12 protein-coding genes are annotated in these 13,895 nt (G+C 61.5%); 3 read left to right on the top strand and 9 right to left on the bottom strand.

Annotation, left to right across the window (positions count from 1 at the left end; genetic code table 11):
- Positions 1-15: 15 nt before the first annotated feature.
- From AB7933_RS21900 to AB7933_RS21875, 6 genes are all read right to left on the bottom strand, one after another.
- Positions 16-891, bottom strand: coding sequence for an SMP-30/gluconolactonase/LRE family protein (locus tag AB7933_RS21900; protein WP_024076301.1), 876 nt, complete (start codon positions 889-891; stop codon positions 16-18).
- A 30-nt stretch (positions 892-921) separates the two neighbouring features.
- Positions 922-1,740, bottom strand: a complete 819-nt coding sequence (locus tag AB7933_RS21895; RefSeq protein WP_024076300.1) for an NAD-dependent epimerase/dehydratase family protein — start codon at positions 1,738-1,740, stop codon at positions 922-924.
- Positions 1,741-2,148: 408 nt separating this feature from the next.
- On the bottom strand, positions 2,149-3,411 hold the full coding sequence (locus tag AB7933_RS21890; protein WP_024076299.1) for an OprD family porin: 1,263 nt from the start codon (positions 3,409-3,411) through the stop codon (positions 2,149-2,151).
- A 192-nt stretch (positions 3,412-3,603) separates the two neighbouring features.
- Positions 3,604-4,461: a copper homeostasis membrane protein CopD gene (gene copD / locus AB7933_RS21885; protein ID WP_024076298.1), complete on the bottom strand. Its 858-nt coding sequence runs from the start codon at positions 4,459-4,461 to the stop codon at positions 3,604-3,606.
- 3 nt (positions 4,462-4,464) lie between these two features.
- Positions 4,465-4,830: a copper homeostasis periplasmic binding protein CopC gene (copC, locus tag AB7933_RS21880; RefSeq protein ID WP_024076297.1), complete on the bottom strand. Its 366-nt coding sequence runs from the start codon at positions 4,828-4,830 to the stop codon at positions 4,465-4,467.
- Positions 4,824-5,291: a GNAT family N-acetyltransferase gene (locus AB7933_RS21875; RefSeq protein WP_024076296.1), complete on the bottom strand. Its 468-nt coding sequence runs from the start codon at positions 5,289-5,291 to the stop codon at positions 4,824-4,826. The genes copC and AB7933_RS21875 overlap by 7 nt, the downstream gene beginning before the upstream one ends.
- A gap of 143 nt (positions 5,292-5,434) precedes the next feature.
- Here AB7933_RS21875 and AB7933_RS21870 point away from each other — a divergent pair, with 143 nt between their 5' ends.
- Complete coding sequence (locus AB7933_RS21870; protein ID WP_041160967.1) at positions 5,435-6,055, top strand: TetR/AcrR family transcriptional regulator; 621 nt, start codon at positions 5,435-5,437, stop codon at positions 6,053-6,055.
- 121 nt (positions 6,056-6,176) lie between these two features.
- Here AB7933_RS21870 and preA read toward each other — a convergent pair whose 3' ends face one another.
- The 3 genes from preA to hydA form a co-directional block, all read right to left on the bottom strand.
- Positions 6,177-7,451 (bottom strand): NAD-dependent dihydropyrimidine dehydrogenase subunit PreA, encoded by a 1,275-nt coding sequence (preA, locus tag AB7933_RS21865; RefSeq protein ID WP_024076294.1) that lies wholly within the window; start codon positions 7,449-7,451, stop codon positions 6,177-6,179.
- On the bottom strand, positions 7,451-8,818 hold the full coding sequence (locus tag AB7933_RS21860; protein WP_024076293.1) for an NAD(P)-dependent oxidoreductase: 1,368 nt from the start codon (positions 8,816-8,818) through the stop codon (positions 7,451-7,453). The genes preA and AB7933_RS21860 overlap by 1 nt, the downstream gene beginning before the upstream one ends.
- Positions 8,819-8,978: 160 nt before the next feature.
- Entirely contained in the window at positions 8,979-10,418 is a 1,440-nt protein-coding gene (gene hydA, locus AB7933_RS21855) for a dihydropyrimidinase (RefSeq protein WP_024076292.1), read from the bottom strand.
- Between the two features lie 592 nt (positions 10,419-11,010).
- Here hydA and AB7933_RS21850 point away from each other — a divergent pair.
- Positions 11,011-12,498 carry an NCS1 family nucleobase:cation symporter-1 gene (locus AB7933_RS21850; protein WP_024076291.1) on the top strand — a complete coding sequence of 496 codons (1,488 nt, stop codon included), beginning with the start codon at positions 11,011-11,013 and terminating at the stop codon, positions 12,496-12,498.
- A 24-nt stretch (positions 12,499-12,522) separates the two neighbouring features.
- A complete protein-coding gene (locus tag AB7933_RS21845) occupies positions 12,523-13,806 on the top strand; it encodes a Zn-dependent hydrolase (protein ID WP_024076290.1) in 1,284 nt (427 codons plus the stop codon).
- The last annotated feature ends 89 nt before the right edge of the window (positions 13,807-13,895 follow it).

Below are 13,895 nucleotides of genomic sequence, written 5' to 3'. Positions count from 1 at the left end.
GGCACAGCGATGCAGCTAGAGGGTAAACGTTGGCTCAGGCAGTCCTTGGACGCCGGGGTTGAGGGCGAACACGCCGCCGGACAGTGACTGCTCGCTCTGGTCGTCTCGTATCGAGGTGACGAACAGCGTGTCCAGGCGACTGCCGCCAAAGGCGCACATGGTGGGTTTTTTCACCGGTACGCTCAGGGAGCGGTCCAGGCGGCCATCGGGGGTAAAGCGGTGGATCAGGCCGGCGTCGTTGGCGCAGATCCAGTAGCCACCGTCGGCGTCCACGGCGGCGCCGTCGGGACGACCTGGGTGCTGGTGCATGTCGACGAACACGCGGCGGTTGGACGGCGTGCCGGTCTCGGTGTCGTAGTCGAAGGCCCAGATCTGCTGGACCAGCGGGTGTGAATCCGAGGCGTACATCGTGCGGCCATCGGGGCTGAAGGCCAGGCCGTTGAGGGTGATAAAACCGTCCAGCTGGGCATGGGGCGCTGAACCCGATGCATAGCGATAGAGGATGCCTTCGGCCGCATTCGCGCCCATGTTCAGCACCATGCTGCCGGCCCAGAAACGGCCCTGGCGATCACAGCGGCCGTCGTTCAGACGCATGTCCGGGCGAGGGTGCTCGACGCTGGCCAATGGCGTGGTGTCGAGGCTGCCGTCGTTATGCGGCGTGAGTTGGAAGAAGCCGGTTTGCATCCCCGCAACCCAGTTGCCGGCGTCGGTGCGAGCGATGCAGGCCAGCATCTGCGGGGCTTTCCACGCAGCGAGATGGCCGGTGGCGGCGCTCCAGCGTTGCAGGCCACCGTTGGGGATGTCCACCCAGTACAGGGCGTTTTCCTCGGGCACCCATACCGGGCACTCGCCCACGGCATTGCGGGCGTCGACAATCAATTCTGCAGTCATGGCCACTCATTCCCTTGGGTTGGTCTGGCGTCAGTCACCGAACGGTCCAGCGGCGCAGAATGCCCCGCCTTGATACACCTTGGCCGGGTCATCGGCCGCTACGGGGGGCTGGGTTTCGACCTGGGCACGGAAGACTTCGGAGGTGTCTTTCGGGGCATAGCCCAGGTGCGCGGCGTAGCGGTTGTCCCACCAGGTGTCGAGGTTAGCCGACATGCCGTAGACCACGGTGTGGCCGACGTTCGGCGTATACAGCGCGCGTTCGAGCAGTTGGGTCAGGTCGTCGAAGCTCAGCCAGGTGTGCATCATCCGGCGGTTCTGCGGTTCCGGGAACGAAGAGCCGATACGGATACTGACGGTCTCGATGCCGTAGCGGTCGAAGTAGAAACTGGCCATGTCTTCGCCATAGGACTTGGACAAGCCGTAGTAGCTGTCTGGGCGGCGTGGGGAGTGGGCGTCGAGCTGTTCGCCCTGCTTGTAGAAGCCGATCACATGATTGGAGCTGGCGAAGACCACGCGCTTGACGCCATGGCGGCGCGCGGCTTCGTAGATGTGGAAGATGCCGCTGATATTGGCGCCTAGCACTTCTTCGAAGGAGCGTTCGACCGAGACACCGCCAAAATGCAGGATGGCGTCGACGCCTTCCACCAGGTGATGCACGGCTTGTTTGTCGGCGAGGTCGCAGGGTTGCACTTCTTCGCTGGCGTCGGCCGCCGGGGCCATGTTGGCAATGTCCGACAGGCGAAGTACTTGGGCGTAAGGGCGCAGGCGTTCGCGCAGGACTTTACCGAGGCCGCCGGCGGCACCGGTGAGCAGCAGGCGGTTGAAGGGAGTGGGGGTAGTCGTGGTCATGGAGATTCCAAATTTTTGTTGTAGGTTGTCGTATGACTATGCCGAAGTATTGTTAGGGATCCCCTGGGTTGTCAACGCGCCATTGGACAAAAGGTGTAACGAGGCTGTGGCGAGCGGTCTACTGTGGCAAGTGGGCTTACTGTGGCAAGCAGACTTGTTGTGGCAAGTGGGCTTGTTGTGGTGAGCGGGCTTTCTGTGGCGAGCGGGCTTGCCCCGCGTTGGGCTGCGCAGCAGCCCCAGAACCAGCCGCTGAGGAGTGCCTGATACTCCGCATTCCGATTGATTGGGGCTGCTTCGCAGCCCAACGCGGGGCAAGCCCGCTCGCCACAGAAAACCCACTTGGCACAACAAGCCCGCTCGCCACAGCAGTCGGTCCTCACACCACAACAAGCCCGCTCGCCACAGGAGTTACAGCAACGAGATCGGATAGCTGATAAAGATCCGGTTCTCATCGAACTCGTTATTGCTGAAATCCCGACGCAGGGTCGAGTTGCGCCACTTGACGTTCAAATCCTTCAGCGCACCGCTCTGCACGGTGTAGGCCAGTTCCGATTCACGCCCCCATTCCTTGCCGTCGGTGATCGCCCCGGTGTGTACGTTACTGCCGCTGATATAGCGGTTCATCATGGTCAGCCCGGGAATGCCAAGCACCACGAAATTGAAGTCATGGCGCACCTGCCAGGATTTTTCCTTGGCGTTGTCGTAGCTGGAGTTGTAGCTGTCGTTGGCCAGGGTGCCGCCGCTGGTGCCGTTGACCCGCATCCACACGCTGTCGCCGGTGAGCTTTTGCAGGCCGACATAGAAGGTGTTGCCCTGGTACTTGGCCGAAAGCAGGGCGAACACGGTCTTGTTGTCCAGGTCGCCGGCCAGGGCGCTGCCGTCTTCCTTGCCGTTGAAGAAGCCGAGGTTGGCGCCCAGGGTCCAGTCGCCCAGCGGTTGGCTGTGGGTCAGGTTGAGGTATTGCTGCTGGTAGATATCGCTCAGTTCGGCATACCACAGGCCGACCTGGGTGCGCTTGTCATTGAAGCTGTATTCACCGCCACCGAAGTTGAAGCGGTCGGAGGTGAATGCGGCTTTGCCGTTCATGAACATGTCTTCCATGCTCGCGTCGTTGCGCGGGCTATTGCCGCGAAACTGCCCGCCGTAGAGGGTCAGGCCGGCGATTTCGCTGGACGTCACCTGACCGCCGCGGAAGGTCTGTGGCAGCGAGCGGCCGTCGTCGGAACGCAGGATCGGCAGCACCGGCATCCATTCGCCCACCTTCAATTCGGTCTTCGACAGCTTGGTCTTCAACGCCACGCCCAGGCGCCCGAAGTTGTCGGCGGGGCGGCCGTCATCGTGGATCGGCAGCAACTGGGTGCCGCCGGTGCCTTTGCCGCCGTCGAGCTTTTGTGAGTACAGGCCCAGCACATCGATCCCGAAGCCGACAGTGCCTTGGGTAAAGCCGGACTTGGCGTCGAGGATAAAGCTCTGCGTCCACTCTTCGGCCTTGCCCTGAGGGTTGCTCGGGTTGGTGAAATTGCGGTTGAAGTAGGCGTTACGCAGGTTGAGCGTGGCCTTGGCGTCGTCGACAAAACCTTCGGCTTGGGCGAGGAGGGGCAGGGTGAAGGCCAGGCTGCCGAGACCGATAACACTGAGACGCGCGGAAGAATAGCGGGCGAATTGACTCACAGTGATGCTCCCTTTCATTTGTTGTTTTTATTATTTGTTATACGTCGTCGTACAACATTGGGGCGGATATTTGCGGGGTTTTTGCGGGGTGTCAAGCAGAAGTTATACGATGACTGTGTATGGGTTGATCCAGAGCGGGCAGTGTCAATGTGGGAGGGGGCAAGTCGAATCGTCGCACCGCCCCTCCCACATTCAGCCCGCCAGGACCATGGGAGGCAGGGTGCCAAGGAGTGAAACGGCGGCGACGGCGCAAACACCGAGCAGCCATTCCAGCATCACGCTGGCCTTCAAGCTGCCCAGCCGCTGTTCGCAGCGATCAAGGCGCAGCCGGTTCAGCAGCGCCAGCGCCAACATGCCCAGCACCAGCATCACCTTGATCAATAGAATCAACGCAAAACCACTGAACAACGGCGTGGGCCACAGCTGCCCGGTGAGGACGCGCACATTGATCAGGCCGGTCACCAGCAAGCCCGCGACCAGGCCATAACCGACGCCGCTGAAACGACGCAGGACCGGCGCCAGCTCAACACCGTGTGGCTGCCTGAGGATCAATACCAGCAGCAATAACCCCCCCAACCATGCGCCGACGCACACCAGGTGCACCATCTGGTTGAGGATCAACAGCTGCCCGCTCAGCCCATCGAGCATGGCGCCGTGGCCGACCGGGGCCAGGGTCATCAGCAGCAGCGTGATCAACGGCAGGCGCGGGGCCTTCCACGCGGTCATCAGGGCGATGACCAGCAGCCCATTCAACAGCAGGTGCCAGGTCCACACCTGGCCAAAAAAGGTCTTGCCCAGCACCAACTGCACGGTCGACAGTTCCAGCGCCGCCGGCCATGAACCGGCCATGCTGGCGGTAATCAACAGTAACCAGATCACCCCCGACGCGAGGGCCGTCCAGCCCAGCCCACGGGTGATGCGCAACACTTGTCGGTCCAGCACCGCCTGCGGTTCAGCGCCCAGGAGCCAGGGCCTGAATACACAGGCCCCGAACATCAGCAGCACGACGATGAAATGCACAAAGCGGCACAGCACCAGCAGGGTTGCCATGGGTTATTGGCCGACCTGGAAGCTGTATTCGCCATTGCTCTTGTGGGTATCGACCGAGACTGCGTTCCACACCACTTTGTAGTGACCGTCCGCCAGCGGGGCGGCGGGCGTCACCACCAGGGTTTTCTTGTCGGCGTCTGGCGTTGCCAGGTCCTTGATTGCCACTTCGGTGCCGTCCTTGCTCAGGGACACCTTGGTGAAGGTGGCTTCGACGCCTTCGCTGAAGGTCAGGCGCAAGTCCTTCGGTGCGGCGACGGTGCTGTCGGCGGCCGGCTCCGAGCTTTTGAGGTGGGCGTGGGCAAACGCCGCCGAGGCGCCGAGCAGGGAGGCGAGCAGGGCGACGGCGGTTAGGGTTTTCTTGATCAGCATTGTTCCGTACCTTCAGTGGGAGGAGTCGGTAAAGCCATGTGCAGCAAGGGAAACGGTTTGCCTTTGCCATCCAGCGGCGAGCGCGCGACCTGGACAAAACCGTAGTGCAGGTAGAAACCCACAGCCTGGGGGTTCTGCTCGTTGACGTCGACGGTCAAGGTGTCGTGGCGCGCACGGGCGTGGTCCAGCAACTGGCGGCCGATCCCCTGGCCGCGGCGCGTGGGGTCGATAAACAGCATTTCCACATTGTTCCTGCCGGTGGCGATGTAACCGGCAATACCCTGTTCATCTTCATACACCCAGACGTCAAGGGCAGGCATCGGCAGGTAAGTGTCGCGTACCAGGGGCAGTAAACGCTGGATATCGTCCTCGGGGAGGAAGTCATGGGTGGCGCGTACCGAGCGCTCCCACAGGGCGCCCAGCAACGGGTCGTCGGCGGGTACGCGAGGTCGAATAGGCATGGGAATGATCCTGGATAGGGACCGCGATCCTAACCAATCCAATATCCGTGGGGAAGGTGAAGGTAAGAACTTTCATTGCGGCCTGTCGCCGCGGTCTAGAGCCGATGGTAGTCTTTAGCCCATGTTGTTGTCAGGGAGCCCTTATGGGCAATCACAAGATCGGAATTCGCCGGGTCAACGTCGAAAAAATCCTGCTGGCGGCGGAGAAGGTCTTCGCCGAAAAGGGCTATGGCAGCACCGCCATGGCCGATATCGCTGAAGAAGTGCAGCTGCCACGTTCCAACCTGCATTATTACTTCACCACCAAGAGCGAGCTGTACAGCGCCGTGCTGTTCGATCTGCTGGAGGTGTGGAAGCAGGACGCCTTGAGCTTCGAGACCTTCGATGACCCGCGGGTGGTGCTCAGCAGCTACATCCGCGCCAAGATGCAGCGCTCGCGCACGCGGCCCTATGGCTCGAAAGTCTGGGCCAACGAGATCATCCACGGCGCGCCGACCCTCGGTGAGGCGCTGGATGAAAGCCTGTACGACTGGGCCAAGATGAAGGAGGCGAAGATTCGCCAGTGGGTGGAAGACAAACGCATCCTGCCGGTGGAGCCGTCGAGCCTGCTGTATATGATCTGGGCATCGACCCAGCACTATGCCGACTTTGATCACCAGGTGAAGATTTTGAATGATCACCAGCCGTTGTCGGATATGCAGTTCGAGAAGGCGATCCAGACGGTGACCGGGGTGATTTTGCGCGGGATTGGGTTGGAGCCTTGAGTCTTGTGGTGAGGCTGAGGGCCTCATCGGGGGCAAGCCCCCTCCCACAGTGGATCGCATTCTTTCAGACATAATGCGCTCAATGTGGGAGGGGGCTTGCCCCCGATAGCGGTCTACAGGACTACACCGCCTCCCGGTAGGGATTACGCGGATCCTGCGTCCAATTCAAGAACGGCTTGCCGGTGTCCACCGGTACCATCTCGATGCAATCCGCCACCGGGCAGGTGATCTGGCACAGGTTGCAACCCACGCACTCGTCGTCGATCACCTCGTACTGATGGGTGCCGTCCGCCTGTTTCAAACTGGCGATGGCCTGGTGCGACGTATCTTCACAGGCAATATGGCAACGCCCGCAGCCAATGCACGTCTCCTGATCGATCTTGGCAATGACCTGATAGTTGATGTCCAGGTACTTCCAATCCGTGGTGTTGCCCACCGCCCGCCCGGAAAATTCTTGCAGGCTGGTGTAACCCTGACTGTCCATCCAGCGTGACAATCCATCCTTCATCTCTTCCACAATGCGAAACCCATGCAGCATCGCCGCCGTGCACACCTGCACCGCGCCGCAGCCGAGGGCGACGAATTCCGCCGCGTCGCGCCAGTTGCCGATGCCACCAATGCCGCAGATCGGCAGGCCTTGGGTCTGCGGGTCGCGGGCGATTTCGGCGACCATGTTCAGGGCAATCGGCTTGACCGCCGAGCCGCAGTAACCGCCGTGGGTGCTCTGGGTGCCGACCATCGGTAGGGCGACCATGCGTTCCAGGTCCACGCTGGTGATGGAGTTGATGGTGTTGATCAGCGACACCGCGTCCGCACCGCCGCGATAGGCCGCCCGCGCCGCCACACGAATGTCGGTGATATTCGGCGTGAGCTTGACGATCACCGGCAGTGAGCAATAGGTCTTGCACCAGCGCGTCACCTGTTCCACATACTCTGGCACCTGGCCCACAGCCGCGCCCATGCCGCGCTCGGGCATGCCGTGGGGGCAACCGAAGTTCAGCTCGATGCCGTCGCAGCCGGTGGCTTCTACCAGGGGCAGGATGTTTTTCCAGGATGCTTCAACGCACGGCACCATCAGCGACACGATCAGCGCGCGGTCCGGCCAATCCTTTTTCACCTGGGTGATTTCCCTGAGGTTGATCTCCAGGGAGCGGTCGGTGATCAGCTCGATATTGTTGATGCCCAGCACTTCGCGGTTGGCGCCGTAGTGCGCCGAGTAACGCGACGACACGTTGACCGCCGCCGGGTCTTCACCCAGGGTTTTCCAGACCACGCCACCCCAGCCCGCTTCAAACGCGCGGACCACGTTATAGGCTTTGTCGGTGGGCGGCGCGGAGGCCAGCCAGAACGGGTTGGGGGCCTTGATTCCGGCGAATACAATCGAGAGATCGGCCATTACGCAGCCTCCACGTTAAGCATGAGTTGGGCGTGCATGGCTTCGGCGGCCAGCTTGCCGTGTTGTACCGCTTGCACGGTGAGGTCCTGGCCGAGGCTGACGCAGTCGCCACCGGCATATACGCCGGGGATGCTGGTGCGCAGCTGTTCATCGACGAAGATACGCGCGCCGACGCGCTGCAGTTGTTGGGCCAGGGGGTCGTGCAGCGCCTCGTTATCGAAGCCCTGGCCAATGGCCTTGAAGATCGCATCGGCGGCCAATTCGAAGGTCTCTCCGGTGGGTTGCAGGCAGCCGTTTTCCAGGCGAGTGCGGGCGAAGCGCATGCCGCGGACGTGGCCCTGGTCATCCAGCAGCACTTTTTCGGGTTGGGCCCAGGTCAGCAGGCGCACCTGATTGGCCTTGGCGATGTCCTGCTCATGCTGGGTCGCGCCCATGTCCGCCAGGCCTCGGCGGTAGACCAGGTTGACGTCGCGCGCGCCGAGGCGGGCCATTTGCACGGCCATGTCGATGGCGGTATTGCCGGCGCCGAGCACGATGCAACGGTCGGCCAGGGGCAGTTGGGTCAAGTCGTCAGCCTGGCGCAACTCGCGGATGTAGTCGGTGGCAGCGAGCAGGCCGGGGGCGTCTTCGTGGGGCAGGCCGAGGTGTTTGCTGGCGGCCAGGCCCAGGCCAAGGAACACCGCATCGAATTGCTGGTGCAGTTCGCTCAAGGTGAGGTTGTCGCCCAGGCGCTGGCCGTGGCGAATCTCGATGCCGCCGATTTGCAGGAGGAACTCCAGTTCCTTCTGGGCGAAGTCATCCACCAGCTTGTACTTGGCGATCCCGTATTCATTCAGGCCGCCGGCCTTTTCCCGCGCTTCGAAAATCACCACGTCATGCCCGTGCAGGGCGGCGCGATGGGCGCAGGCGAGCCCTGCGGGACCTGCGCCGACCACGGCGATGCGCTTGCCGGTGGGCGCGGCACGCTGGAACGGGTGTTCGCTGAAGTGCGCGTTGTCGATGGCGTAGCGCTGCAACAGGCCGATCAGCACCGGCGCGCATTCTTCGGCGTTGTTACGCACGCAGGCTTGCTGGCACAGGATCTCGGTGGGGCAGACGCGTGCGCAACTGCCGCCAAGGATGTTGGCCGAGAGGATTTTCTGCGCTGCGCCTTGGACGTTGTCGGTGTGGATATTGCGGATGAACGAGGGGATATCGATCTCGCTGGGGCACGCATTCACGCACGGCGCGTCGTAGCAATACAGGCAGCGCGAGGCTTCCAGTTGCGCTTGCCGGGCGGTGAGGGGCGGTGCCAGGTCGGTGAAATGGCTGGCGAGGGTGGCCCCGTCTTCAGGGGGATGGGGGAGGTGGCTCAGGGTCTGGATCACGGTGTTGGCCTCACGGTTATTTTGCCTCTGACGGGCATTTGCTGACGCAATGTGTAGGAGCGAGCTTGCTCGCGAAAAACCTGAGAGCGCCGTTGAGTATCAGGCTTCCCGCGTTTTCGTTAACGTTTTTCGCGAGCAAGCTCGCTCCTACATGGGGGGCTCAGCGTTTCACAGCCACCGGCCTGGAATACTCCGCCCGCTTGCTCAACTGCTCAAACACCGACGGATACGCCGGCCGTTCCACATAGCGCCCGGCACCGCGCTCGGCGCGCAGGTCGCCATCGGCCCAGACCAGCTTGCCCTGGCTGATGGTGTGGCTCGGCACGCCGCGCACGGTCTTGCCTTCGAAGATGTTGAAGTCCACTTGCTGGTGGTGGGTCTTGGCTGAAAGGGTGCGGGTGCCCTCGGGGTCCCACAGCACCAGGTCGGCATCGGCGCCGACGCGGATCGCGCCTTTGCGTGGGTAGAGGTTGAAGATCTTCGCGGTGTTGGTGGAGGTCAGCGCGACGTACTCCTGCATCGACAGGCGCCCGGTGTTGACCCCTTCGTGCCAAAGCAGCGCCATGCGGTCTTCGATCCCCGCGGTGCCGTTGGGGATCTTGCTGAAGTCGTCGCGGCCGGCGGCTTTCTGTTCGGCGCAGAAGCAGCAATGGTCGGTGGCGGTGGTGTGCAGGTTGCCCGATTGCAGGCCATGCCACAGCGCTTCCTGGTGCCCGCGTGGGCGGAACGGCGGGCTCATCACATAGCCGGCCGCGGTGTGCCAGTCGGGATGCTGGTAGACGCTGTCATCCAGTAACAGGTGGCCGGCGAGCACTTCGCCGTACACCGCCTGGCCCTTGCCCCGGGCGTAAGTGATTTCGTCCAGGGCTTCCCGGGTTGAAACGTGCACCAGGTACAACGGCGTGCCGAGCGTCTCGGCGATACGAATCGCGCGGCTGGCCGCTTCGCCTTCCACCTGGGAGGGACGCGACAGTGGATGGGCCTCCGGCCCGGTGATGCCCTGGGCCATCAGCTTGCGTTGCAGGTGATACACCAGCTCGCCGTTCTCCGCATGCACGGTGGGCACCGCGCCCAGTTCCAGGCAGCGTTCGAAGCTGGCCACCAGGGTGTCATCGGCGGCCATGATCGCGTTCTTGTAGGCCATGAAGTGCTTGAAACTATTGATGCCGTGGTGGCTGACCAGCTCGGCCATTTCTTCGCGCACCTGCTCGCTCCACCAAGTGATCGCCACGTGAAAGCCGTAGTCGGATGCGGACTTTTCCGCCCAGCCGCGCCACTGGTGGAAGGCTTCCAGCAAGGACTGCTGCGGGTTGGGGATCACAAAGTCGATGATCGAGGTGGTGCCCCCCGCCAGGCCTGCTGCGGTGCCACTGAAAAAGTCTTCACTGGCCACGGTGCCCATGAAGGGCAATTGCATGTGGGTATGCGGGTCAATGCCGCCGGGCATCAGGTATTGGCCGCTGCCGTCGAGTATCTCAGTGCCGGCGGGAATATCCAGGTCCATGCCAATGGCGCGAATTAGACCGCCTGCGCATAAAACATCGGCGCGGTAACTTTCATCATGGGTAATAACGGTGGCGCCACGGATCAACAGCGACATGTCGAGTTCCTCACAAGGCTTGACCGGCTTGTGCCAGTTCTAAGTGTTGTCATGCTGTTCACCGTGGGGTGCATAAAACCTGTCATCGGTGACAGGAATAGAAACTAGCCCGAGTTTTTAGAATGAGCAAGAATATTTTTTATAAGCTTATATTGATATTAACTTGTTGATTTATATGGATAAAAATTGAAAATCACCAAAATGTAGCGAGCGCTCACCATTTTGACGCACTTGACAGGTTCTCAATATGAGCAACATTTCTTATTGCAAATCAGACGCTTGAGATATGCCGCTTGACGGGCGCGGTAAATAAAAATAATTGTGATGCACCAGATTGAGCCCTGAGGGTTCGGACAACTTTCGCGTTATTTAGCCTGAGTAGCGCGGCAAGTACCGCAGGCTCAATTGGAAAGCTGATTAACATCAGCACGTTATATAAGCGGTGCGGGTTGAAGGTCAGTGGTCGGCACGATTATTGAGTGCAGTGGCGGCTGGCCGGGCCCGTGATGTCGTGTTGTCAACGAGGTACTCCGGCCATCCTGCGTAAAGCGTGGGATGAGCAACAATAATTCGAAAAAACCGTGGAGCGGCCATGCAACAGAACAGATCGCAAGTCATAGAACGCAACGGCCTGTACGAACTCGACGCCGGCCCCGACGTCCTCGACAGCCCTCGCTACAACCACGACATGGCACCGACCAAGGTGCATGAACGCACTTGGAACAAGTGGCACATCACCGCGCTGTGGGTCGGTATGTCGATCTGTGTGCCCACGTACACCCTGGGCGGGGTACTCACGGCGTACTTCGGTTTGTCGGTGGGCGAGTCGCTGATGGCGATCCTGCTGGCCAATATCGTGGTGCTGATTCCGCTGACCCTCAACGCCTTCCCCGGCACGAAGTACGGGATTCCGTTCCCGGTGTTGCTGCGCTCGTCGTTCGGCATCCTCGGCTCCAACGTGCCGTGTCTGATACGCGCGCTGGTAGCCTGTGGCTGGTTCGGTATCCAGACGATGTTCGGCGGGTTGGCGATTCACCTGTTCCTGGGCTCGATTTTCGACGGTTGGAAGTCCCTCGGCGGCACCGGTGAAGTGATCGGCTTCATGATTTTCTGGACCCTGAATTTGTGGGTGGTGCTGCGCGGCGCCGAGTCGATCAAGCGCCTGGAAACCCTGTCGGCGCCGCTGCTGGTGGCGGTGGGCATTGGTTTGCTGGTGTGGGCGATGCCCAATGTCTCCCTCAGCGAACTCATGGCCATTCCACCGAAACGCCCCGAAGGTGCCAGCCTCACCGGTTACTTCATGGCCGGCCTTACCGCGATGGTGGGCTTCTGGGCCACTTTGTCGTTGAACATTCCTGACTTCAGTCGTTATGCCAAAAGCCAGAAGGACCAGATCCTCGGGCAGATTTTCGGCCTGCCGCTGACCATGTTCCTGTTCGCGGCCCTGGGCGTGATCATGACCGCCGCCTCGGTGAAATTAGTGGGCGTCAGCGTGTCCGACCCCGTCACCTTGATCGGCCATATCCAGAGCCCGGTGTGGGTCGCCGTGGCCATGGCGTTGATCATCGTCGCCACCTTGTCCACCAACACGGCGGCGAACATCGTCTCGCCCACCAACGACTTCCAGAACATCGCGCCCAAGCTGATCAACCGCACCACGGCGGTGATCCTCACCGGCCTGGTCGGGCTGGCGTTGATGGCCCATGAGCTGCTGAAAAAGCTCGGGCTGATCGTCTCGGACGTGAGCCTGGAGACGGTGTATTCCAACTGGTTGCTGGGCTATTCGAGCTTGCTGGGGCCAATCGCCGGGATCATGGTGGTGGACTACTTCATCACTCGCAAACAGCAACTGGACCTGGCCGGTTTGTACCGCGACGACGTGTACCCGGCGTGGAACTGGAGTGGCTTTGTCGCCTTTGGCGTGCCGGTGGTGTTGACCTTGCTGTCGTTGGGCAGCGATGCGTTCAGCTGGTTCTACAGCTACGGCTGGTTTACCGGTTCGGCGTTGGGCGGGTTGTTGTATTACGGCTTGAATGCCAAGCGCGGAATCAGCCCGGTAGTCGTCAAAGTCAATTCATAAGAAATACAGCCTGAGGAGATCCCCATGAACGCTGCCCTCGACGTTCTGCAATCGACCCATCAGCACATCAACCGCGACCGTTTGTGGCAGTCGCTGATGGACCTGGCCAAACTCGGCGCCACGCCCAAGGGCGGCGTGTGCCGCCTGGCCCTCACCGACCTCGATCGCAAGGCCCGCGATCTGTTCGTGCAATGGTGCGAAGACGCCGGCTGTACCGTGACCATTGATGGCATCGGCAATATTTTCGCGCGCCGCCCTGGGCGCAATCCCAACTTGCCGCCGGTGATGACCGGCAGCCATATCGACACCCAGCCTACAGGCGGCAAGTTCGATGGCTGCTTTGGCGTGCTGGCAGGGGTGGAGGTGCTGCGCACGCTCAATGACCTCAAGCTCGAAACCGAAGCGCCCTTGGAAGTGGTGGTGTGGACCAACGAGGAAGGTTCGCGCTTCCCCCCGTGCATGATGGGGTCTGGGGTGTTTGCCGAAAAATTCACCCTGGCCGATACCTTGGCCAAGGTCGATGTGGACGGCGTCAGCGTGGGCGATGCGCTGAATGCGATTGGCTACGCAGGTACGCGTCCCGTCAGCGGGCACAAGGTCGGTGCGTATTTCGAAGCCCATATCGAACAGGGGCCGATTCTTGAGGATGAGAAGAAAACCATCGGCGTGGTGCTCGGCGCCCTCGGGCAGAAGTGGTTCGACCTGAAACTGCGCGGCGTTGAAGCGCATGCGGGGCCGACGCCGATGCACCTGCGCAAGGACGCTCTGGTAGGCGCGGCGGCGGTGGTGGCGGCGGTCAATGCGGCGGCGCTGGGGCATCAGCCGCATGCTTGCGGGACCGTCGGTTGCCTGCAGGCCTATCCTGGCTCACGCAACGTCATTCCCGGTGAAGTGCGCATGACCCTGGACTTCCGTCATCTGGAACCGGCGCGGTTGGATTCGATGATTGCCCAGGTGCGCAAGGTGATTGAGGACACCAGCGCCAAACACGGCTTGAGCTTTGAGATGGAACCCACCGCCGACTTCCCGCCGCTGTACTTCGATAAAGGTTGCGTGGACGCTGTGCGCGATGCGGCGAATGGCCTGGGCCTGTCGAACATGGACATCGTCAGCGGGGCAGGGCACGACGCGATTTTCGTCGCCGAACTGGGCCCGGCGGGGATGATCTTCGTGCCGTGCGAAGGCGGCATCAGCCATAACGAAATCGAGAATGCGGCACCGGATGACCTGGCGGCAGGCTGTGCAGTGCTGTTGCGCGCGATGGTGGCCGCTTCAGCCGCCATCGCCAGCGGCAAACTCGCCGCCTGAAAGGCACAAAAAAATGTGGGAGGGGGCTTGCCCCCGATAGCGGTGGCTCAGCTACGGATGAACTGGCTGTCCTCCTGCATTTAGCCTGA

It is taken from the genome of Pseudomonas gorinensis, from assembly GCF_042015035.1.
GTDB lineage: Bacteria > Pseudomonadota > Gammaproteobacteria > Pseudomonadales > Pseudomonadaceae > Aquipseudomonas > Aquipseudomonas gorinensis.
This window is presented reverse-complemented; position numbering and strand designations above follow the sequence as displayed.